Raw genomic sequence first — 20,802 nt, 5'->3', positions numbered from 1 at the left:
ATTTTTGTATAATTAGACTTTAATAAAAACCATGTTTTCACTCTAGTTGGAAACATGGTTTTTTATTGAAGAATTTCATTCAATATAATTATAAATGATTATTTTACATTCAATTAATAAATAAGAATTATTTACTTCCTTCACTTTTTATCCACAATTCAATAAACTAAAACAAATAATTACCAAACTTAACAAAGTATCATTGCAATGAAAAACTTAAATTTATTACTCATATCAACATTACTATTTACTGGATGTGCAACGACCAAATCGATTCAATATCCAGCAGCGGGAAAACAAACCTCTCTTTCTGTTTCTTCAGAACAACTTTCTTCAATGACTGAATCAGGTGCAGGTGATTACTTTGTAAAGGAAAGCCAAATATTAGTTGGTGATGCAAGTAGTGCTTCAGCCAGTCCAGTTTCTGGAATGTTTGGCCTTATCGGAGTAGGTGTTGCAATGGCAATTGATAAAAATGCAAATAGTTCAGCCATTGAAAAAAGCTCTCTCAATCAACCTATTAAATTTGACCAGTTAATACATCAAAAAATTACTGACTCTCTCACCCAAAATAAAACAGATCCTACTCTCAAACTTCTAAGTTTAAATCAGGCATCTGAAATTAAAATTGTGCCTTATTCACGTCTCTCTTTCCGTGAAAAACCAATTGTAAAAGTAAATTTTGGATTAAAAACACAATTTAAAAATGCAGCGGACAATAATGCAGATACAAAACGCTTATATCACTATGTAAGTAAGGATCGTATTTCTTTATCTGAATGGGAAGCTCAAAATAATTTATTATTTATGAAAAAAGCAGATCAAGCATTTAGCGCTCTTAGCCAAGTATTCACTTTAGATTTACAACATCAATTAAATTTAAAAGCATTTGATGAGAATAAGCAAAAAAACTGTAAAACTAATGCAGATACATCCTTAGTTTCTTTTATCCAAACTTCTGACAATTTATGTGTTGGTGTAGTTAAAACAAGTAAAGGAGATGTATTCGAAAATAGTATTTATATTGTTGAGCAATAATAAATATTAACCAAAAAGATTAGAGAACTACTTAAATTTAAGTAGTTCTCTAATGTAATCAAACAAAATCTTTAATTTCTTCTAAACTTTTCGATGGCTCAAACCACATAAAGTCATAATCAGCCACATCATGAATATAAAATGGATCATTTTTCATGATTTCTTCAGCTTCTTGAATCGAAGAGCTTAGAACTAAAATTACCCCACCTACTCTATTTTCTCGGCGCCCCGATGCCAGAAATTTCTTTTGCTCATAGTAATGATCTAAAAATGCAATATGTTCTTTCAATACAGCATCAACTTCGGCTAACGGTTTTTTATAGGTCAAGGTAACAACAATCATTTCATTCTCTTAAAGCAAGTAGCGCATGACATAGCTTATTCGATAGTACGCCTATTCCCCCAATTCATCCATACCAAACTCCCCACAATAATCACCCCACCTAACAGCACCATTATTGACGGTTTTTCATTTAAGAAAAGCACAGCCAAACTCATTGCGACAATAGGCGAGCAATACAAAAAATTCGATGCAATCGTTAACGGCATATTTTTAAGTACATATCCCCAAAGTACATAAGCCATCGCACTTGGGAAAATACCCAATAAGACAACCGACATATTGGCTTGCCAAGTGGCATGTAAAATCTCATCAGGCAAATGAGCACTATAAAAAAGTAAAGGAATGGTTCCGAACCAAATGATGTAGCACATCATGCTCAAGGCATCATAATTTAAAGCAAATTTCTTATATAAATTAAAGTACAGCCCCCATGCAATTGCAGCTAAAACAATTAATAAACTATAAGGGCTCGGTACACCAAAACCATGATCTCCACTAACCACCAACACGGCGCCGCAAAGCCCCAATAAAATACATAGCCACTGTTTGAACCGAATTTGCTCTTTAAAAACTAAAGCTGAAATAATAAAGGTAAATAACGGAATAGACTGACTTAAAATGCTGGAGGCAACCGCAGTCACATATTGTTGCCCTGTATTTATCAGCAAATGATGCAGTGTTACAGAGAAAAATCCTAACACCCCAAGCGCAGGAGCATCTTTCCACTTTAAAGGCTGAATGCCTCTTTTTATAACCAAAAGCAGCAAAAAAAATGATGCAATCAAAAAGCGAAGTAAGGCAATGTGCTGCGGGGTATATGAATGCAAAGCGCTATGCACACCAATAGGTGAATAGCCCCAGCAAAAGACGGTCACAGCAATACACAAATAGAGCTTAAATGCGGGAGGCTGGGTTTCGGCAGCAAGAGAAATCGCCATGTTAAATCTGCACTAATGAAATGGAACTCTTTCATCATATGCGCATGGATAGTTGAATAAAATTAACTTATATTGAGTTAACTATTCATTAAAAGTGAATGATAAAACATGGATATCGCTCAGTTAAAAATGTTCCAAACCGTGGTTGAGTGCGGAACAATGGCTAAGGCATCAATGCAACTGCATTGCGTACCATCCAACATTACAACACGAATCAAACAACTCGAAGAAGAGCTTGGTGCACCTTTGTTTTATCGGGAAGGAAAAAGTTTAAAACTCACTCCATCAGGAGAAATCTTTCTCGATTATTGTCATAAAATTTTAGCGTTATGCGATGAGGCAAAACGAAGTATTCATCCAGATGCACCACCTTCTGGCCCATTAAAAATTGGAGCAATTGAATCTTCTGCCACAACACGTTTACCCAATTTACTTGCGAAATATCATCAACGTTTTCCAGAAGTTTCCATTCAAATTATTACCGGCACATGGAAACAGCTATTAGTCGATATTTCTCAGCACAAACTTGATGGGGCAATTGTCGCAGGTAATATTGAGTTTCCGATGCTCAATAAGCTCAATATTTACCAAGAAGACATGGTCTTAATTGCATCTGAATCTTTGGGAGAAATTCATTGCCAAGAAGATTTGATTGGCAAAGAAATTTTTATGTGGACTGAAGGCTGTCCTTACCGCGCAGCTCTCGAAGAATGGCTTAAGCTTAAAAACATCTCTCTTCCCATCACCAGCATTACCAGCTATGCCACGATTATTGGCTGTGTCAGTGCAGGCTCAGGGGTAGCTTTAGTGCCTAAAAGTATTTATGAGCAATATAAGAATTTGGCTCATATCCAAAGTTATAAATTTGAATATCTTGCTTTTATGCAAAATCACTTTTTCTGGCACAAAAATGTGAGCAACCATAAAGCCAGAGACATGTTTATAGAATTGATTAAGACTGAATTTAGTTTATGAATTATTGCAATGATTGGTTTAGCGCTATTAAATGATGATTTATCGTAATCAAATCGTATGGGTTTTATCTCATTGCAGTACAAGCTTTATTTTTAACAGTAAGATCACCACTTCATCTTTTGATTCTGGTTGGGGAGATTGATCCATATGAAAACCTTACAAGTGTTATGCGTTGCAAGTTCTATATTGGCTTCATCAACCTTATTTGCAGAAACAACACAGCCACAACAAGTTGTTGAAACGACATCTCAAACACAACCTTATGGTGACAATCCTAGCTTAGGGCGCGTACTGTTGTATAAAACAGGTAAAGGCATACAAAATTTAGGCAACTCTATTCAAGGTGCTTCTGAAAAAACATCGAATAAAATTAGTGAGAAATGGCAAAATACCAAAGAATTCACTGCTGAAAAAGCAGAAGTGGTTCAACAAAAAGCAGATACCGCCAAAGTATTTACCGAACAGAAAATAGAGCAAGCCAAACAAAATATTACCAGTAGCCGAAATGGTGAAAATATTCCGATCGAGCAAGGTGAATTAAGTAAATCGAGCACAACAGCTAACTAATTTTTTGGATAGCGCGATAACTTCGCGCTCTTATAAACACAGATATTCATCTAGAAATAATGTCATTAACTATAAGAAAGCTAGGAATCTGCCTTATGAATAGTCAAAAACTCCTCTTTACAACACTATGCTGCTTAGCATTAACTGCATGTGCGACCTCTACACCTCCTTCTTCATCTTATTCTCAGGCACAAGTTTTAGAACAAGATACAAATATCGAGGCTTATCCCTCTACCACAGGTAATGTAGCCAAACTCATTAAACAAGATAAACAGGCTTGTATGATTGAATTTACTGGCTATTTAGGGGGCGGACATGTAACTGAGCACTGGACTTTTAATAATAATGGTCTGATTTCAGCGACCTCATCGACTATGCAGTATCCTGATGAATCAGGCATATTAAATCAGGCAACCAACTCTACAACCAAAAGTTCAACGACATTTAATATTCAAGATCCAGAAATTCAGAATAATTTCAAGAAACTCCAAAACAACTTTAGTCCAGCAAATCTAGCAAAGTGTAATTAATACTTTTACATAAAAAGCCCGTTGCAGAAGTTACCCTTTGCAACGGGTTATAGCCATTTATAGATTTCTTGGACCTAATTTAAAAAATTATAAATAAGCTATTTAATTAATAGTCAAACCATTTGTTGCTGCCAGTAAATCAATACGAGGGAAAACCAATCCCGTTCTTGGGTCAGTAATTGGTTTACCTGTCGTTTTTAAACGACTAATCGTTTGATCAATACTTTCTGTCGGACTCACACTATTCGCTCGTAATAAAGCAATCGCGCCAGCTACATGCGGTGTCGCTTGAGATGTACCACCCATGGTGTAACCACCCGCCGTGATCATTGCTCCCGGTGCCAATAAGGTCACAAGACTACCACCATTACTAAAGCACGCTACCTTATCTGCCGCTGTGGTTGGGTCCGAACATTTCACAGGGTTCCCCCATGACACACCACCAATATTACTATCATAAACAGCACCTACTCTTACTGCACCAGCTACACAAGCAGGAGATGAGATGCCATCTGAAAATGCATCATTACCTGAAGCGACTACAGGCACCACACCAGCAGCTCGTGCATTGGCAAATGCCGTTCCATAACTGCTATCACTACACTCAGAGGTATATTTAACACCCGGTACGCCAAGGCTCAAGTTAACTGCTTTAATATTATAGGTTTGTGCATTATTTACAGCCCAGTTAATCCCTGCGAGGATATCACTATCATAAGCTGTGCTTACCCATTTACCTTGGGATCTCACTTTTCTAAAGACATCAATGCCTATAATTTTGGTCTTGGTAGCAACCTTAGATACGATCCCTGAAACATTACTACCATGCCCATCATCATCTAAAGCGCCATCATCTGGTGCACTATCAAATGAATAAACCACTCGACATGTGTTTGATGGTGTATTTACTGCCGTACAGCCAAAATCAGAGTGAAGATAATTCACACCTGTATCAATCACCGCCACACTAGAGCCTTCGCCCGTAAAACCATTGGTATTGGCTTGTGGTTGATTAATTAAAGGTAAACTTTCATTGGTCGTAGTCTGGTTAATACGGTTCGGATAAACCGCTTTAACATTTGGATCATTTAATAAAGTCACCAAAGCTTCGCGATTACTAATTCGATAGAAAGCTAAAGGCAAATTATTGTAGTCCCGAAGTACTTGTACACCACCAGCACGGTTAAACCTTGCCTGTATATTCTTTTTATTTGTTGCAATATAACTCCGCCGTTCTAAACCGGAAGGCACACTCACCGAAGGAATATTGTATTCGACGATTAAATCATTCGAATCATTATTAACCAAGGCATCCAAATCGATTTTGCCCTGAAATACTTTTTGTTTTGCTGCTTGATTTAACCGCTGTTTAGCACCTTTAGAATCCAAAGGAAGAGCGGATGCAGTTGTACTTAATATTGTACATAGACCTAATAGAAATAACGTTTTACTTTGCATTATTTTTCTCCGTAGTTTTTCAACTAACAATTTGCTTATTTCGCTTTTATTTCATTTGCTGGATCTTTTTCCGGATCAATCGGTTGAATAGAAAGATCACTTTTTGTGTCATAAAAAGGGACGGTATCAGCTGATACCGATTGAGGATGAGTTGAATGTTGAGATAGATTTTTAGGTTGAGTAGGCTCCTTAAGTTTAGAAAGAAAGGACGAGGTGTCTGGTTGTGGCGAATTCGACTCATGTAAAGCGGAATTGAACACATCAGATGCACCACTTGTTGGCTTAAGATAGAGAACAACGGCGACCAAGCCGACCAATACAAGAAGGGAAGCAATAATTTTCATCTGTCATATCTCTGTTTTTTTGTTTATAGATATCTATTTTTATTTTTGATTATTCGAAATAAAGTGCCATTTCTTTCAATACATTTCATGTGAAATTTCTATTTCATGAAATATACAAACCTGAGAAAAGCCAAAGTACCTTTTCCCGAATAAACAAAAATACAGTTCTGCCCTGTACATTTATATTTCTGGCAGAAGATGGTTCAAAAAAGTGCTAAAAAAGCACTCCATTCTCATAATAAGCAATAATTATGCCGTTTCCTCTAATAAATAATTAGATTCACATCACATTTAAAGATATAAAGAACAAGTCAGGAAAAAACGAAAGAGAAAAAATTAAAGGATATTTTTAAAAAAGGAAAGATAAGCGAGCTTAATTAGAATATCTAACAAATAAATGTTCTTTTTCACTTTATTATTAATTTTTATTAATCTTCACAATTTATCCCTAGTCTGTTTACTCAACGTAACACTGTTGTAACATTTTGATGAAGACAGTTCACAAGACTATATTCCCTTGGCTATGATTCGTTTGCGTTTATGAAATACCTCACTAAAAGGGTATATTCTTTGAAGGATATCGCAATGAAAATGATGAAAACAGCTATCGTTACTGCAAGTGTTCTTGCTTCTGCCTCTATTTTTGCACAAAGTGCGGGTGTTAATGCAGGTGCTTCTGCTCAAGTAAATGTACAACCGGGTGGTCTTGTTAGTGGCGTAGCCAACACAGTCAAAAATACTGCTCATAATGTAGGTAGCTCAGCGAAGCATGCTGGTCATGTAGCGGCTGACACTACAGTTAAAGCAACAAAAAAAACAACAGGAAAAGTGACTGAACTTTCTTCTAAAGCTGCAAATGGTACAAAACATTTTGCTGCCGAAGCTGCGACAGGTACTAAAAATGTAGCAACTAAAGCCGCAACTGGTACAAAACATTTTGCTACCGAAGCAGTAACAGGAACTAAAAATGTAGCGACTAAAGCTGCAAACGGCACTAAAAACCTAGCAGTTGAAGCGAAAGCTGATACAAAAGCAGGTGTTGATGCTGTAAAAGCTAAAGTTGCAGAAAAACAAGCAGATCAAAAAGAATTTACTGCTGAAAAACAAGCTAATGCTCAAGCGCATGTAGATGCTGTAAAAACTCGTGTAGCTCAAAACCAAGCTGAGCAAAAAGAGTTTGTAGCTGACACAAAAGCAGATGCTCAAGCAAAGTTAAATGCAGCTCAACCAGTACATGCAATTAATGCTCAAACTGGTGTAAATGTTGGTGTTAATGTTGGTCCTGTTGGAGTTAACACAAACGCAAATGTAAATGCTGGCGCTCAAGCGTCTACACAAAAAGCTGAAAAGAAATCTTTTATTAAAGGTCTTTTCGGTAATAACTAATCCGTTATAAATAAAAAAGGGCAATTAATTGCCCTTTTTTATTTCTCAAAATCAAGTATTCAACTCGTTTCAGTTAAAACTAAGCCTGCACGCAAACCAAGCTTCACATTTGGGTTTGGAAATAAAATCCAGACCTGATCTTGCTCAACCACATAATTACCAGAAGGTTGAGTTGCAATGATTTCACCTTTGGTAAAAGTCGAAAAATTCGGAGCTTCAGCAGATAAATTCATCTGGAAGTCTTCATCTTTTTTAATTAAAGAATCAGACACTTTAAAGACTCGAATTTTTGTTTTATTGCGTAGCGGTAAGGCTTGCTCAGAAACTACATTACGAATAACTTCATCAATTGCAGCAAATTGGCTCAAGTCATTTTGTCCAAATGGCAAGGCTTTGCCTAACTCTAAAGTTGCGCTCGCCGCTTTAAAATTCTCACTCGTAAAATGTGTAAACGTTTTACCTACCGCATTGTGATAAACCAAAGCATCTAAATCGGCTGCTTCAAGACTTGCTGTTAAATCAGCATCATAGCCATGCGTTTGATATGGAAATAAAGCAAACGTTGGTAACAATGAAGCACGAATTGCTGTGTGTAAATCATAGTGATAGCGTTTAGCATCACTTGCACTTTCTTGAAAGAAATTTGTGACAACTTGCTCTAAAACTTCAGCACGCTTTGATTCTTCAGACACGCCTAGAGTTTTATATCCACCACAAAACATTCGATTTACATCGTCATGCACATAGCGTTTGCCTTGACGCATTGCATAAGGGTTACCCAATACAAGCAGCAACCTCACAGCAAGGTTTAAACGCCCTGCAAATAAATCCGTGCAAAGATGAGATAATAATTCAATTGGTGCTGTTTCATTACCATGCACTCCAGCTGACAGTACGACAGCTTTGTCGTACTGTGCGTTTGGCGTACATTCAAGAAGTCCTTCACCCAACCAGCGCCAAGAAAAATTATTTTGTTTTCCTTCGCGAGTTGTAGGCTGCTCACCTTGTAAGGTTAGTGCTAGAAAATCTTGCATGTCACCTCCTCATTATTTTTGGAAAGGATAAACTGAACCTAAACCTAAAATTTTGGTCAGTTCGTCAAGTGCCATACGGCTTTCCATTAACAAATGCGGATCAGCCAAATCTTCTTGTGCTAAACGATCACGATAATGTTTATCAACCCATTGATTGAGTGTGCCAAACAACTGATCATTCATCAGAACTTTTGGATTTACGGCATTTAACTCAGTTTCGTTTAAAGCTACACGTAAACGTAGACAAGCTGGACCACCACCGTTACGCATACTTTCACGTAAGTCATATACCTGAATAGCATCAATTGGTGTGCCCATTTGAATCATGTCATTTAAATAGCCCCACACTGCTGTATTTTGACGAGACTCTTCTGGTACAACAATAGTCATTCCACCATCTGGACGAGTCAAAATTTGGCTATTAAATAAATAGGTTGCTACGGCATCGTCAACGGTAACACGGTTTTCAGGGACTTCAATTGAAATAAAGTCTTCACCGATGCTTGCCATTTTTTGACGAATTTCAGCAAAAGCCTGATCCTGATTTAAAAAGGCATGTTGATGATGGAATAAAACCTGTTGGTTACTTACCGCGATCACATCATTATGGAAAACGCCCTGATCAATTACATCCGGATTTTGCTGAACAAAAACGGTATGTGCATCATCTAAACGGTGCAAACGTGCAATTGCTTCACTTGCCTCACGCGTTTGACGAGCTGGATAGCGTTTTGGTCCCGGTAAGCCATTATTTAAATGTTGTTGACCATAAACAAAAACCTGAATACCGCGCTTAGCATAATCACCACCTAAACGATTGTGATTGGCTGCACCTTCGTCACCAAACAACGCCACTTGTGGTAAAGCTTCGTGGTGTACAAAGTGGCGTTCATTTTTAAAGATTGCTTGTAAAACTTGGCTTGTAGTTTCAGCTTCAATTGAACGGTGAAACTTATTGTTCAAGTTCGCTGCTGTGAAATGCACACGCTCATCTTGACTATCTGCCGAAGGTGAAACGGTAGCCGCATTGGCAGTCCACATTGGAGAAGCTGAACTTAAAGATGATAATAGTTCAGGTGAATGACGCATTGCTTGAGCAACAACGCTAATGTCATCACCTGTAAAACCTAAACGGCGTAACATTGGAACATGTGGACGCTCATGCGGAGCAAGTACACCTTGTTTCATTCCCATGTCAGCCAAAGCTTTCATCTTTAGCAAACCTTGTTTAGCTGCTAATTTTGGATTCGAGGTATTATTACGGTTTTTTGTCGATGCTTCATTACCAAACGACAAACCCGCGTAGTGATGTGTTGGTCCCACTAAACCATCGAAATTTACTTCATATCCTTTCATTTTTTTCTTTCCCTAGTGTTTAAGGCAACACAATCCCTGGAGATAATTTTTCTGGTAAGGTTAAGCTGCCACTTTCAAGTGATGCCATTGGCCAAGCACAATAGTCGGCAGCGTAAAAAGCACTCGCGCGGTGATTACCTGATGCCCCTACACCACCAAACGGTGCGGCACTTGAAGCACCAGTTAATGGCTTATTCCAATTCACAATACCTGCACGTGCTTCAATGAGTAAGTCATCAAACAGTTCACGTTTTGGTGAAACCAAACCAACTGACAAGCCAAAACGAGTTGCGTTAGCAATTTTTAATGCTTCATCAAAACTGTCATAACGTTGAATGGTGGTAAGTGGACCGAAATATTCTTCATCTGGAATATCTTTCACGCCTGTGACATCAACAATACCCGGAGTAAGTAATGAGCTGTCTTCTTGAGGACGTGTCATGGCTAATAAACTTTTTGCACCCAACTCAAGTAATTTTTGCTGAGCATGCATCATGTTTGTTGCAGCAACCGACGAGATAACGCCACCCATAAATGGTTGTTGTTCATCATTCCAACGACCAACTTTTAGGTTTTTAGCAACTTCAACAAAACGTTGAATAAATGCATCACCTTCAGCACCATTTTTTACCAAGATGCGGCGCGCACATGTACAACGCTGACCTGCCGAAACAAAAGCAGATTGAATAGCAAGATTAACTACTGCATCGACATCAACAATTTCATCAATAATCAATGCATTATTGCCACCCATTTCAAGCGCAAGAATTTTTTCAGGTGCACCCGCCATTTGCTTATGCAAGTGATAACCAGTGTTTGCACTTCCGGTAAACAATAAACCATCAATTTCATGTGAAGCAGCTAGCGCTTCACCCGTGGTACGACCACCTTGCACCAAGTTCATCACACCATTTGGCAGACCAGCTTGCTGCCAAAGTTTTACAGTTTCTTCAGCAGTCCAAGGCGTTAATTCACTTGGTTTAAATACAACTGTGTTGCCAGCAAGCAATGCAGGAACAATATGCCCATTTGGTAGATGGCCCGGGAAGTTATATGGACCGAAAACTGCAAGCACACCATGCGGACGATGACGTAAAGATGCTACACCATCGGCCATTTCAGTTGAGCTTTCGCCTGTACGCTGGTGGTAAGCGCGAATCGAAATCGCAACTTTGCCAATCATTGATTGAACTTCAGTTAACGTTTCCCAAAATGGCTTACTGGTTTCTTGGCTAATGACTTCTGCTAAATACTTTTTATTTTCTTCAAGCAAAGCGGCAAATTTTTCAACAATCGCTACACGCTCTGCAAGTGGTAACCGCGCCCAAGCTGGAAATGCAGTACGCGCTGCCTGACAAGCTTGCTCTACATCAGTAGCAGTAGCCTCGGCACCTGACCATACAGTTTGGTTATCAACCGGATTTGTTTTCTCAAATGTTGCGCCGCTGCCTTGTAACCAGACACCGTTTATAAATAAAGAGTTTGACATCAGGATACTTCCATTGGATTTAGTGATAACACACGAACAACGTGACCTTCTTGTACACCGAGTTTTTCAGCTTGTTCATGTGTTAAATTTATTGTGTTATCAATAAGATCAAGCTTTAACAGCATTGCCTTATAGTCATGATAATTATCATTGGCAATGAGATATTGGGTCTTACCGACCGCAGCTTCACTTGTAATTTTGACGTTTAGTAACTGACTTTCTTTTACTGCTCGCAATTCATCAATATTGGCTTCAATGGTTGGGCCAGCATCAAAAATATCGACATATCCTTGATAGCGTAAGCCTTCCGACTCAAGCACATGATAAGCAGGTAAAGTTTGTGGATGCATTTTTCCAATTACCTCTTGCGCATCTTTTGGCAAGAGATCTACATAGACTGGGAAACGTGGCATAAGCTCTGCAATAAACACTTTTTGCCCAATTCCACTTAAATAGTCTGCTGTTGAAAAATCCATATTAAAGAAATGGTGACCAATCGCATCCCAAAATGGAGAACATCCATTTTCATCTGAGAAACCACGCATTTCAGCAATTAACTTTTTCTCGAAATATTGCTTAAAGGCAGCGATAAACATAAAACGGATTTTCGATAAGAATTTACCGTTTTGGTTTTCACGACGCTCTGGATCTAAAAATAGTGTACAGAGTTCGCTACTACCTGTTCTGTCATTACTTAAAAATAAAGTAGGTAATGACTTATAGACATTTAATGCTTTTGAAGCGTGTACTTGAGTACCAACATGAAAGTTGTACCAAGGTTCAATGAGCCCTACAGCAACTTCAATTGCACTTAACCCAATAACACGTTGAGCTTCTGTATCTTCAAGAACAAATAAATAGCCTTGTTCACTTTTATGGACATTGCCATTTAAAGTATTGCGAGTACGTGAAATTCGAGCCGAAAGTGTATCCATATTTTGTGGCAAGGAAGTCAGGCCTACACCCGACTTACCAGCTAATTTATAAATATCTTCAAGGTCTCGAAACTCGGCATGACGGACGATCATCATGGCTAGCTTTCCTTTTTTTTATTTAGCCAACTTTGCCAATGCGCGTTTTAAACGAGCAATTCCTTCATCAATATCTTGTTCAGGAATAATCAGAGACGGTGTAAAACGAACCACGTTTGGCCCCGCGATTAAAGCAAGCAAACCTTCTTCGCCCGCCCAAGTCGTAATGTCTTTCGCTTTCCCTGCATACTCAGCTTTTAATACACAACCAATGAGTAAGCCTTGACCACGAATTTCTTCAAAAATCGGGTACTCAGTATTTAATTTATTTAATGCGTCTAGGAAATATTGATGACGATGTTTTACACCTTCAAGTACTTCAGGCGTATTAATAAACTCAAATACGGCCCCTGCTACCGCACTCGCTAACGGGTTACCACCATAAGTCGTACCATGTGTACCCACTGAAAAATGCGGAGCAAACTTATCGGTTGTTAGCATTGCGCCAACTGGGAAACCACCACCTAGTGCTTTTGCAGTCGTTAACACATCTGGAATAACGCCAGAGTTCATGTAAGCATACAGTGCACCTGTACGACCAACACCAGTTTGTACTTCATCAAAAATCAGTAAGGCACCGAACTCATCACACAGTGCACGTAATCCCTTTAAAAATTCGATGTCAGCAGGAATAACGCCGCCTTCACCTTGGATTGGCTCAACAATCACGGCACAAGTTTGCTCATTAATGACCGCTTTTGCAGCTTCTAAATCATTAAAGGCAACATGGTTGATACCATTTGGAAGAGGTGCAAAGTCTTGTGAATATTTAGGTTGACCACCCGCTGAAACGGTAAATAAGGTACGGCCGTGGAACGCATTGTTAAATGCCACAATGCCACTTTTGCCAGCAACGCCGCTGTCGAGTCCAACTTTACGCGCCAGTTTTAATGCCGCTTCATTCGCTTCTGCACCTGAGTTACAGAAGAAAACCTTGTCTGCAAATGTATTTTCGGTGAGTTGTTTTGCAAGGCGCAGAACGGGTTCATTTGTATAACCGTTGCCTACATGCCAAAGTTTTGTTGCTTGTTCTGTTAAAGCATTCACTGCCACTGGATGCGCATGACCTAATGCGTTTACTGCAATCCCGCCTGCAAAATCGATATATTCTTTATTTTCTTGATCCCAAATACGTGAACCTTCGCCACGTACCGGAATGAAATTTGCCGGTGCAAAAACTGGAACCATCCAGTCGTTAAAGTTGCTTCGAGTTACAGAAATTGGCTGTTCCATGCTTACCTCAGTATTTATTTAATATATTCGATAACACTTAAATTTGAATAATTCAGAAAAAAGGAATGAGCAAATAAACCCTATAACATCCTTTATATTTGCTCAATCCACTTTTTCTAAAGTAATTTCCGCAGATTAGCCTGGGAAAATACCGCGTTCTTTACGAGCTTTTAAGATACGCTCACATGCCAAGATGTAAGCTGCTGTACGTAAAGTACAAGCGTTGCTGTTCGCTGTATTCCAAACGTCATCCATAGCTTGAACCATCAACTTGTCTAACCGCTCGTTGATTTCTTCTTCGCTCCAGAAGTAGCTCGCCATGTCTTGAACCCATTCGAAGTAACTTACAGTTACACCGCCGGCGTTACATACCACGTCAGGAACTACAACAATGCCTCGCTCAACTAATACGTCTTCAGCTTTAGGATATGTCGGGCCGTTTGCGCCCTCTAAAATCAACTTAGCTTTAAGTTTTTGAGCACGTTCAACAGTGATTTGGCCTTCTAGTGCAGCTGGAACAATAATGTCAACTTCAGCTGTCCAGAAATCTTCGTCAGCAATTGATTGGGCGCCAGCAAAGCCACCAACACCTTGGTTTGCATTTACGTGATCACGTAATGCTTCAAGATCAATACCATCAGCATTGAAAATTGTGCCAGTGTGGTCTTGAACGTGTGTAACTTTCGCTTTTGATTCAACAAATAAGAAAGCTGCTTCACTACCTACGTTACCAAAACCTTGAATAGCAACTTTCGCGCCTTCAATTGGTAAATTAATTTTTGCTGCTACTTCACGACCTGTAACGAATACGCCACGACCAGTTGCTTTCACACGACCTAAAGAACCGCCTAAGTGAACTGGTTTACCAGTTACAACACCAGTTACAGTGTGACCTTGGCTAGTAGAATAAGTATCCATCATCCAACCCATGATATTGGCATTAGTACCAACGTCTGGAGCAGGGATATCTTTTTGAGGCCCAATAATATGACCAATTTCAGTCGTATAACGACGAGTCAAACGCTCTAATTCACGAGTTGATAATTTACGTGGATCAACACGGATACCACCTTTTGCACCGCCAAATGGCAAGTTCAAAACAGCAGTTTTAATTGTCATCCATGCAGACAACGCCATTACTTCATTCAAATCAACATTTGGATGGTAACGAACACCGCCTTTACCCGGACCACGAGACAAGTTGTGTTGTACACGGTAGCCTTCAAAGTGCTGGATCGAACCATCATCCATCACGATTGGCACGTCAACAATAAGCGCACGCTTAGGACGTTTTAAAGTATCAATATAATCAGCTAAGTGTTCTAAATATGGCGCTACACGGTCAATTTGTGCCAAGTAAGTTTGCCATGCATCGCTATGTTCGTTTACGTATGAAAGATCTGACATCTTTTTTCCTATATACCTTCATAGACTCAGATTTGATAAATCCGTAGTCTTTATTATTCAGCAACCAAAACCTTGCAATAACAAAGTCTTAGTTTATTTACTAAACCTTCTGCTCTTCTAAAGCATTAGATTTTTTAAATTCCATTTGTTGATACTAAAAGTATGATCTACTTTTATATATCGATATCTTTTACAAGCCTTCTTTCATGTAACTTACTGTTTATAAAGCTATCTTTATAAAAGCAAAGTTTAACCACAACCCACTTAATCCAGTCGGCTGAAATATAAATACAAAAGAAATGGCATAACCGTTTGGGAGTTAAAAAGAACGATGATTTATAAAAAAATCATATGTCCATAAAAATTATTTTGACTAATCGATAGATCCCTCCATTAGTCTTTTTAAAAATAAACATTGTTCAATAATGCTACAGATTAATTATCTCTACACATACCGCTTAAAATTAAGCCGGAACATAGCTATAAAATCTTCCAATAAATATAGCATAGAGCACACTCATTTAGAACATTTTAAAATAAATAAGCAGAGAAAAAATAATCAAATCGTACTAATCCTTATAATAAAAAAACAACAAATATTAAAAAAAGCTTAACTTTAATAAAAAAAATTTATAGAAAACATAAAATCATAATTTTAAAAAATACACCAAATTTAAACCATAAATAACAATAACTTAAAAATTAATTATCTTCATAAAATTGTCAAAAAATTATACCTTCTCTACATTAAATCTATAATAAGTCCATTTCTAATTCATATTTCATAAAATCCCAAAAACCTCTTTATCAAATAACCAAGCTAAACATAGACTTAATCAAATATTAATAATAAATAAATATTAATAAGAATCCGATAAATGGTAATTTTACAAAACAATATTTGTTTTCATGATTAAAAATAAAACATCATTTTTAAAAAAAATATATAAATTCCTTCTTTTTTAGCTTCCAGTAAGACACAAAAAAGGCCCCTTACGGGACCTTTAAAAAGACATTCTTTAGACTCTAGAAAGCTCAGCTCTGCACCAGATCTTTCTTTCGATAAAAAATGAAATAGCTTGCATAGCATAGAAGTATAAAAACAATACAACAGATAAAACCAACTTGCATGGATGGGTCAAAGACCATACTGATGCAGGTAACGAGACAGAACAACCCACCCACAATTGGGGTAAGAGGGAAAAGAGGTGCCGCGAAACGCAAATCTTTTGCTGTTTTTCCTGACTTATACCACTGTCTACGGAAGTTAAACTGCGAAATACAAATCGCAATCCAAACCACAACCATCGTAAAAGCTGCAACCCCCAATAGATTCTTAAAAATTGTTTCTGGTGCGAATTGTTCTGAAAGCAATCCAGGAATTGCACCAAACATAGTTACAGTAATGGCAACAATCGGTGTTCCAGAAGGAGTTAATTTAGAAAATATTTTTGGTAACTGATTTTTCGCCGAAAGCGACCACATCATACGTGAAGCAGCAAACAAACCAGAATTTGCAGCAGAAAGTAAAGCCGTAATAATTACAAAGCGGATAATATCTTCTGCATATGGAATACCAATATAGTTAAATACCGTCACAAAAGGACTATTACTTACTTCATTTGCACTAAGACCTGCAAGTTGGAACGGCAGTAATGAACTAATCACCACAATTGTACCAACAAAGAAAATTAGTAACCGCCAAATAGCCGCATTGATTGCTTTAGGAACTGTCTGTGCTGGATTCTCAGCTTCCCCCGCCGCTACCCCAATTAATTCTGTGCCCGAAAAAGCAAAGTTAACGATAAGCATAGTGGCAAAAATTGGGAAGAGACCGTTTGGGAACCAACCGTGGGCAGTCAGGTTACTAAATAATGGCGCTGTTTCATGTCCGTGGTAAGGAATAAAACCAAAAATTGCCAGTAGACCCAAACCAATAAAACAGATGATTGTAATAACTTTAACGAGTGCCAACCAGAATTCAGATTCAGCAAATAATCGAGTTGAACTGATATTAAGGAAAAAAACTAAGGCACCAAAAAAAAGAGTCCAAGCCCATACCGAGGTAGATGGAAACCACTCCTGCACCAATAAAGCCGCTGCAGTAAACTCAGTCCCTAAAGTTGCAGTCCAAGTTAACCAATAAAGCCAAGTAATCATATAGCCCGTACCCGGACCAATATAACGACGTGCGTATTCACCAAAAGAACCTGATTCCGGCACATGAACCGCAAGTTCACCAAGGCATAACATCACGGTATAGGCAATTAAACCGCCCAAAAAATAAGAAATAATTGCGCCAATTGGGCCTGCTTGGGAAATTACATCACCAGACCCTAAAAAAAGACCTGTACCTATGGCACCGCCAAGGGAGATCATCACCAAATGTCGAGTACTCATTGCTCGTTTCAAAGGTGCAGAACTTCCATGTTGCGATGCATCATTATTCCGATAATTTAATGATTGCATATAAAAAACTGTAACGACAATTTAGTAAAAAATCATTTTAGGAGAAAAAAATAAATATGCAATTATCTTTGAATAGTGAACTTATTTTAACCAAGCTCTTTATGTAAAAATAAAATATATAGAAAAAACATTTATTTATATTTTTTTATAGCTATATCTGTATTTTAATTAATCTTATATTATTTCTATAATTTATGTAGTAGAAAAACCCATTTATCTTTAAATATAGTATTTATATATATTACTGGTTATGCCTACTTTAAATACAGCAGATCACTATATAATAAACCTACTATTTATTTAAATAATGAGCTTTAAAATAATATACAAATAAGTTTATAAAAAAATATTTTTTAAGCAAAAAATAAAGCCCAAACCTAAAGGTCTGAGCTTTATTTAGACACTATAAAGTTTTAATAGCTGATGGTGCTCAACTGTTCGGTAGATTGAATTGAACCTTCCGTAAACTCACACAGCCCTTGTTCATCACAAGATAAATTTAATTGCTTATAGCTAATCGCTAAAGAATCCGAATATTTTTTGATTACAAACGGACTCATATCCGATGTTAAGGGCTCTTCACGCTTGAACAATTTAATAATCTTACGATCATTCATCGCTAACAAATAAATTTCATTATTTAATTCAATGTGCACTACACCAGTTTGCTCAGCCACAATTGGAACCAAATAAGATTTATTCGCCAGTAGAGTATCTACTGTATAACTTTCAAACTTTGAATTGATGAGGTTAAATACCAAAATTAAACCAAAGCTAGTCTGCAAGCCTTCTTTATAATTTGCATCTTCTTGAATTCGCTGTACTTTAATACCGAGCTTTTGAAAGTCCAACTCAGTTGCTTGATTTGTTTTTATCAGACTATGTGTAATAGCCTGTTTAAGTGGGTTATCAAAATAACGTTCATCTAACTGAAAATCATTTTGACGCAATATTTTTAACAACATTTCATCATGTTGAGTAAGAACATGCGCAAGTACATTACGGAAGTAAAACTTACTTTGTTTTTTGACCTTACGAACTTGCTGATAAAAATAGATTTCATCGAAATCATGTTCAATAAAATCATGTAATAAACTTGAACTAGCCAATACAGACAATGCTTCATGACCAGTAAATGGCAAATGAATCGTATGTAAGCTTGGTAACAGCTCTTTTATTTTTAAGTAATGTTCACGGTCAATTGAAAAGTAAGGGTCATAAACAATAATGTATTCACGCGCTGCATCGACATCTTGCGGCTGAATCTGCATGTCTTTATTTGCTATAGCATCAAAAAACTCAGCGTAGCGTCGGTCTTCAACATGCTCTGGATCAATTGAATATTGAGGCACAAATGCAATCACACGGTTCATATTCAATAAATTAGAATACTTGATTGCGGCATAGCCGCCCATTGAACCGCCATAACCCACAATATTTTTAAAGCCTTCTAGAATAGGCGAAATTGCTTGTGCCAGCTCAATCATGCTTGCTTGAGGAAACCATGATTTTTGTTTTGGCATAACCCCAATAACATTATATTGGTATTTAATTAGAGACTTTTCAGCATTGATAGATAAGCCACTCGCTCGGGTAATCAAATCGCCAAAAGAGAGAACTAATGTATTAGAATCGCCTGGTAAAAAAATGGCTCTAATGTGTTCGTCTTCAAAAATAATTTGCTTATCCATGCTCACACCGAAAGAAAATTTACTCCCACATACAACGTCAAAAATGAAACAAAATAGGTGTTTTGCCAATTTATGATTGCGGAGTATCTTATTTTATAGATGCCAGTCAGATTAAAAAGCGCAAAATATGACACAATCCTTACATCCTGCCGCTCAAAAAGGCTTCAGTTCAGCTGCTGAACTATATCAGCAAGTTAGACCCAATTATCCCGCAGAAATAGTAAGTTGGCTGCAAAATTGCCTACAAATACAGGAAAACTCTACTGTTATTGATCTTGGATCGGGTACTGGCAAATTCTTACCCTACTTAAAACAAACGCATGCAGATGTTATTGCAGTTGAGCCAATTGGCGAGATGTTACAGCAGCTTCAACAAGTTTATCCTGATATCAAAACATTACAGGCTTTTAGCCATTCAATTCCTGTAGAAGATCATAAAATTGATGCCATTATTTGTGCGCAATCTTTTCACTGGTTTGACAACCTTGATACCCTAACAGAAATGCATAGAGTATTAAAACCACAAGGACATTTAGGGCTAGTTTGGAATCAACGAGACGAACGTACAGATTGGGTCAAGGCTTTAGCTGACTTCCTACTTCCACTTGAAGGTGACACACCTCGTTATCATAGTGAAAAGTGGAAACGCGTATTTGAACAACAAGATTTATTCGTATTTGATAGCCTACAAACATTCACGCAGTCACAACACGGTTCTGTCGAACAAGTCGTAAGTAAACGTTTACTCTCTACGAGCTTTATTGCTGCAATGACTGAAAAAGATCAATTACAACTCAAAGCACAGTTTGAAAAAATTGTTTATGATTTTACAGGATTAGGTCCTCAAGATCAGATTGATTTTCCATATTTCACATATGCATATCACTTTCAGAAAAGTACGTTACCCGTTAAATAATTAGTGAATAGGTTTGGTTGAAAGTTATGAAGAAAACACCTCAAATCATATTAATGTCTTTGCTTTGCTCTAGCCTATTTCTGACTGCTTGTAAAAAAGCGGATGAGCCTGCTAAGACGGAGCAACCTTCTGCCACCTCATCTACCGATCAGGTTTTAGAAAAACTAAATGAAAGACCTGTTAAGACCTTCCCAGTCACTGCTGATGATGCACACGATATTGCGCTCTTAGAGGATTATGACCGCCGCTTTACAGAAATGAGTGACGAGATGGAAAGTGAATTAGCAAAAATGCATGAAGCTGGAACCCTCACTACAGAGTTTGAGCAACAGCGTACTCTCGATAACGTGCGTTCTTCTCTGACAATGTTAAAAGATTTAGATTTAAAAACTGAGCAAGGTCGGTACATTCAGGGTCTACTTTATCAATATTGGGAAAACCAAGAAAAACACTTGAGTGATAAGCAAGCCACTAAAGATGAACAGATCAATGATCTTGCCGACTATTTACAAGCGCAAAATCAATTAAAATATTGGAAAGCATCGCAACAGAAATAAGCAATGTCTTGGTTATAAAAAAGCCTTCGAACTTATGAAG

Annotated in this window: 19 protein-coding genes; 7 read left to right on the top strand and 12 right to left on the bottom strand. The window is 37.6% G+C overall.

Features of this window, described 5'->3' with window-relative positions; all coding sequences use genetic code 11:
* Positions 1 to 207: 207 nt before the first annotated feature.
* Positions 208 to 1,038, top strand: coding sequence for a hypothetical protein (locus KTJ10_RS12315; RefSeq protein WP_032006469.1), 831 nt, complete (start codon positions 208 to 210; stop codon positions 1,036 to 1,038).
* Positions 1,039 to 1,096: 58 nt separating this feature from the next.
* On the opposite strand, the gene KTJ10_RS12310 is transcribed toward KTJ10_RS12315, so the two are convergent.
* Complete coding sequence (locus KTJ10_RS12310) at positions 1,097 to 1,381, bottom strand: YciI family protein (protein ID WP_002116836.1); 285 nt, start codon at positions 1,379 to 1,381, stop codon at positions 1,097 to 1,099.
* Between the two features lie 35 nt (positions 1,382 to 1,416).
* Positions 1,417 to 2,319, bottom strand: a complete 903-nt coding sequence (locus KTJ10_RS12305) for a DMT family transporter (protein WP_262442123.1) — start codon at positions 2,317 to 2,319, stop codon at positions 1,417 to 1,419.
* Positions 2,320 to 2,427: 108 nt separating this feature from the next.
* Between KTJ10_RS12305 and KTJ10_RS12300 the strand changes: the two genes are divergently transcribed.
* From KTJ10_RS12300 to KTJ10_RS12290, 3 genes are all read left to right on the top strand, one after another.
* Complete coding sequence (locus tag KTJ10_RS12300) at positions 2,428 to 3,294, top strand: LysR family transcriptional regulator (protein WP_262442122.1); 867 nt, start codon at positions 2,428 to 2,430, stop codon at positions 3,292 to 3,294.
* A gap of 147 nt (positions 3,295 to 3,441) precedes the next feature.
* On the top strand, positions 3,442 to 3,861 hold the full coding sequence (locus tag KTJ10_RS12295; RefSeq protein WP_262442121.1) for a hypothetical protein: 420 nt from the start codon (positions 3,442 to 3,444) through the stop codon (positions 3,859 to 3,861).
* A 95-nt stretch (positions 3,862 to 3,956) separates the two neighbouring features.
* A complete protein-coding gene (locus tag KTJ10_RS12290; RefSeq protein WP_262442120.1) occupies positions 3,957 to 4,391 on the top strand; it encodes a hypothetical protein in 435 nt (144 codons plus the stop codon).
* Positions 4,392 to 4,493: 102 nt separating this feature from the next.
* Here the strand turns inward: KTJ10_RS12290 and KTJ10_RS12285 are convergent, their stop codons facing one another.
* Positions 4,494 to 5,849: a S8 family peptidase gene (locus KTJ10_RS12285; RefSeq protein WP_086265753.1), complete on the bottom strand. Its 1,356-nt coding sequence runs from the start codon at positions 5,847 to 5,849 to the stop codon at positions 4,494 to 4,496.
* Between the two features lie 35 nt (positions 5,850 to 5,884).
* Complete coding sequence (locus KTJ10_RS12280; protein WP_005078399.1) at positions 5,885 to 6,193, bottom strand: hypothetical protein; 309 nt, start codon at positions 6,191 to 6,193, stop codon at positions 5,885 to 5,887.
* Positions 6,194 to 6,778: 585 nt separating this feature from the next.
* Between KTJ10_RS12280 and KTJ10_RS12275 the strand changes: the two genes are divergently transcribed.
* Positions 6,779 to 7,579, top strand: coding sequence for a hypothetical protein (locus KTJ10_RS12275; RefSeq protein WP_017481694.1), 801 nt, complete (start codon positions 6,779 to 6,781; stop codon positions 7,577 to 7,579).
* Positions 7,580 to 7,638: 59 nt separating this feature from the next.
* Here the strand turns inward: KTJ10_RS12275 and astE are convergent, their stop codons facing one another.
* The 8 genes from astE to KTJ10_RS12235 all read right to left on the bottom strand — a co-directional run bounded on the left by astE (position 7,639) and on the right by KTJ10_RS12235 (position 19,289).
* Positions 7,639 to 8,613: a succinylglutamate desuccinylase gene (gene astE, locus KTJ10_RS12270; protein WP_087400178.1), complete on the bottom strand. Its 975-nt coding sequence runs from the start codon at positions 8,611 to 8,613 to the stop codon at positions 7,639 to 7,641.
* Between the two features lie 12 nt (positions 8,614 to 8,625).
* Positions 8,626 to 9,969 carry an N-succinylarginine dihydrolase gene (gene astB, locus KTJ10_RS12265; RefSeq protein ID WP_057086064.1) on the bottom strand — a complete coding sequence of 448 codons (1,344 nt, stop codon included), beginning with the start codon at positions 9,967 to 9,969 and terminating at the stop codon, positions 8,626 to 8,628.
* Between the two features lie 19 nt (positions 9,970 to 9,988).
* On the bottom strand, positions 9,989 to 11,458 hold the full coding sequence (gene astD / locus KTJ10_RS12260; RefSeq protein ID WP_130173012.1) for a succinylglutamate-semialdehyde dehydrogenase: 1,470 nt from the start codon (positions 11,456 to 11,458) through the stop codon (positions 9,989 to 9,991).
* Positions 11,458 to 12,489: an arginine N-succinyltransferase gene (gene astA, locus KTJ10_RS12255; RefSeq protein ID WP_130173013.1), complete on the bottom strand. Its 1,032-nt coding sequence runs from the start codon at positions 12,487 to 12,489 to the stop codon at positions 11,458 to 11,460. The genes astD and astA overlap by 1 nt, the downstream gene beginning before the upstream one ends.
* 18 nt (positions 12,490 to 12,507) lie before the next feature.
* The gene (locus KTJ10_RS12250) at positions 12,508 to 13,722 is read right to left on the bottom strand and encodes an aspartate aminotransferase family protein (RefSeq protein ID WP_005078409.1); all 1,215 of its coding nucleotides are present in this window, start codon (positions 13,720 to 13,722) and stop codon (positions 12,508 to 12,510) included.
* Between the two features lie 135 nt (positions 13,723 to 13,857).
* The gene (locus KTJ10_RS12245) at positions 13,858 to 15,129 is read right to left on the bottom strand and encodes a Glu/Leu/Phe/Val family dehydrogenase (protein WP_017481698.1); all 1,272 of its coding nucleotides are present in this window, start codon (positions 15,127 to 15,129) and stop codon (positions 13,858 to 13,860) included.
* Between the two features lie 1,035 nt (positions 15,130 to 16,164).
* On the bottom strand, positions 16,165 to 17,598 hold the full coding sequence (locus KTJ10_RS12240; RefSeq protein ID WP_017481699.1) for an amino acid permease: 1,434 nt from the start codon (positions 17,596 to 17,598) through the stop codon (positions 16,165 to 16,167).
* Between the two features lie 413 nt (positions 17,599 to 18,011).
* A complete protein-coding gene (locus KTJ10_RS12235) occupies positions 18,012 to 19,289 on the bottom strand; it encodes a hypothetical protein (protein WP_262442119.1) in 1,278 nt (425 codons plus the stop codon).
* Between the two features lie 127 nt (positions 19,290 to 19,416).
* On the opposite strand from KTJ10_RS12235, the gene KTJ10_RS12230 reads away from it, so the two are divergent.
* On the top strand, positions 19,417 to 20,205 hold the full coding sequence (locus KTJ10_RS12230; RefSeq protein WP_262442118.1) for a class I SAM-dependent methyltransferase: 789 nt from the start codon (positions 19,417 to 19,419) through the stop codon (positions 20,203 to 20,205).
* Positions 20,206 to 20,231: 26 nt separating this feature from the next.
* Positions 20,232 to 20,762 (top strand): hypothetical protein, encoded by a 531-nt coding sequence (locus KTJ10_RS12225; RefSeq protein ID WP_081320252.1) that lies wholly within the window; start codon positions 20,232 to 20,234, stop codon positions 20,760 to 20,762.
* Positions 20,763 to 20,802 lie beyond the last annotated feature (40 nt).

This window comes from Acinetobacter sp. WU_MDCI_Abxc222 (genome assembly GCF_025514755.1).
Lineage (GTDB): Bacteria > Pseudomonadota > Gammaproteobacteria > Pseudomonadales > Moraxellaceae > Acinetobacter > Acinetobacter geminorum.
Note: the sequence above shows the minus strand (reverse complement) of the source record. Positions and strands in the feature narration are given on the sequence as shown.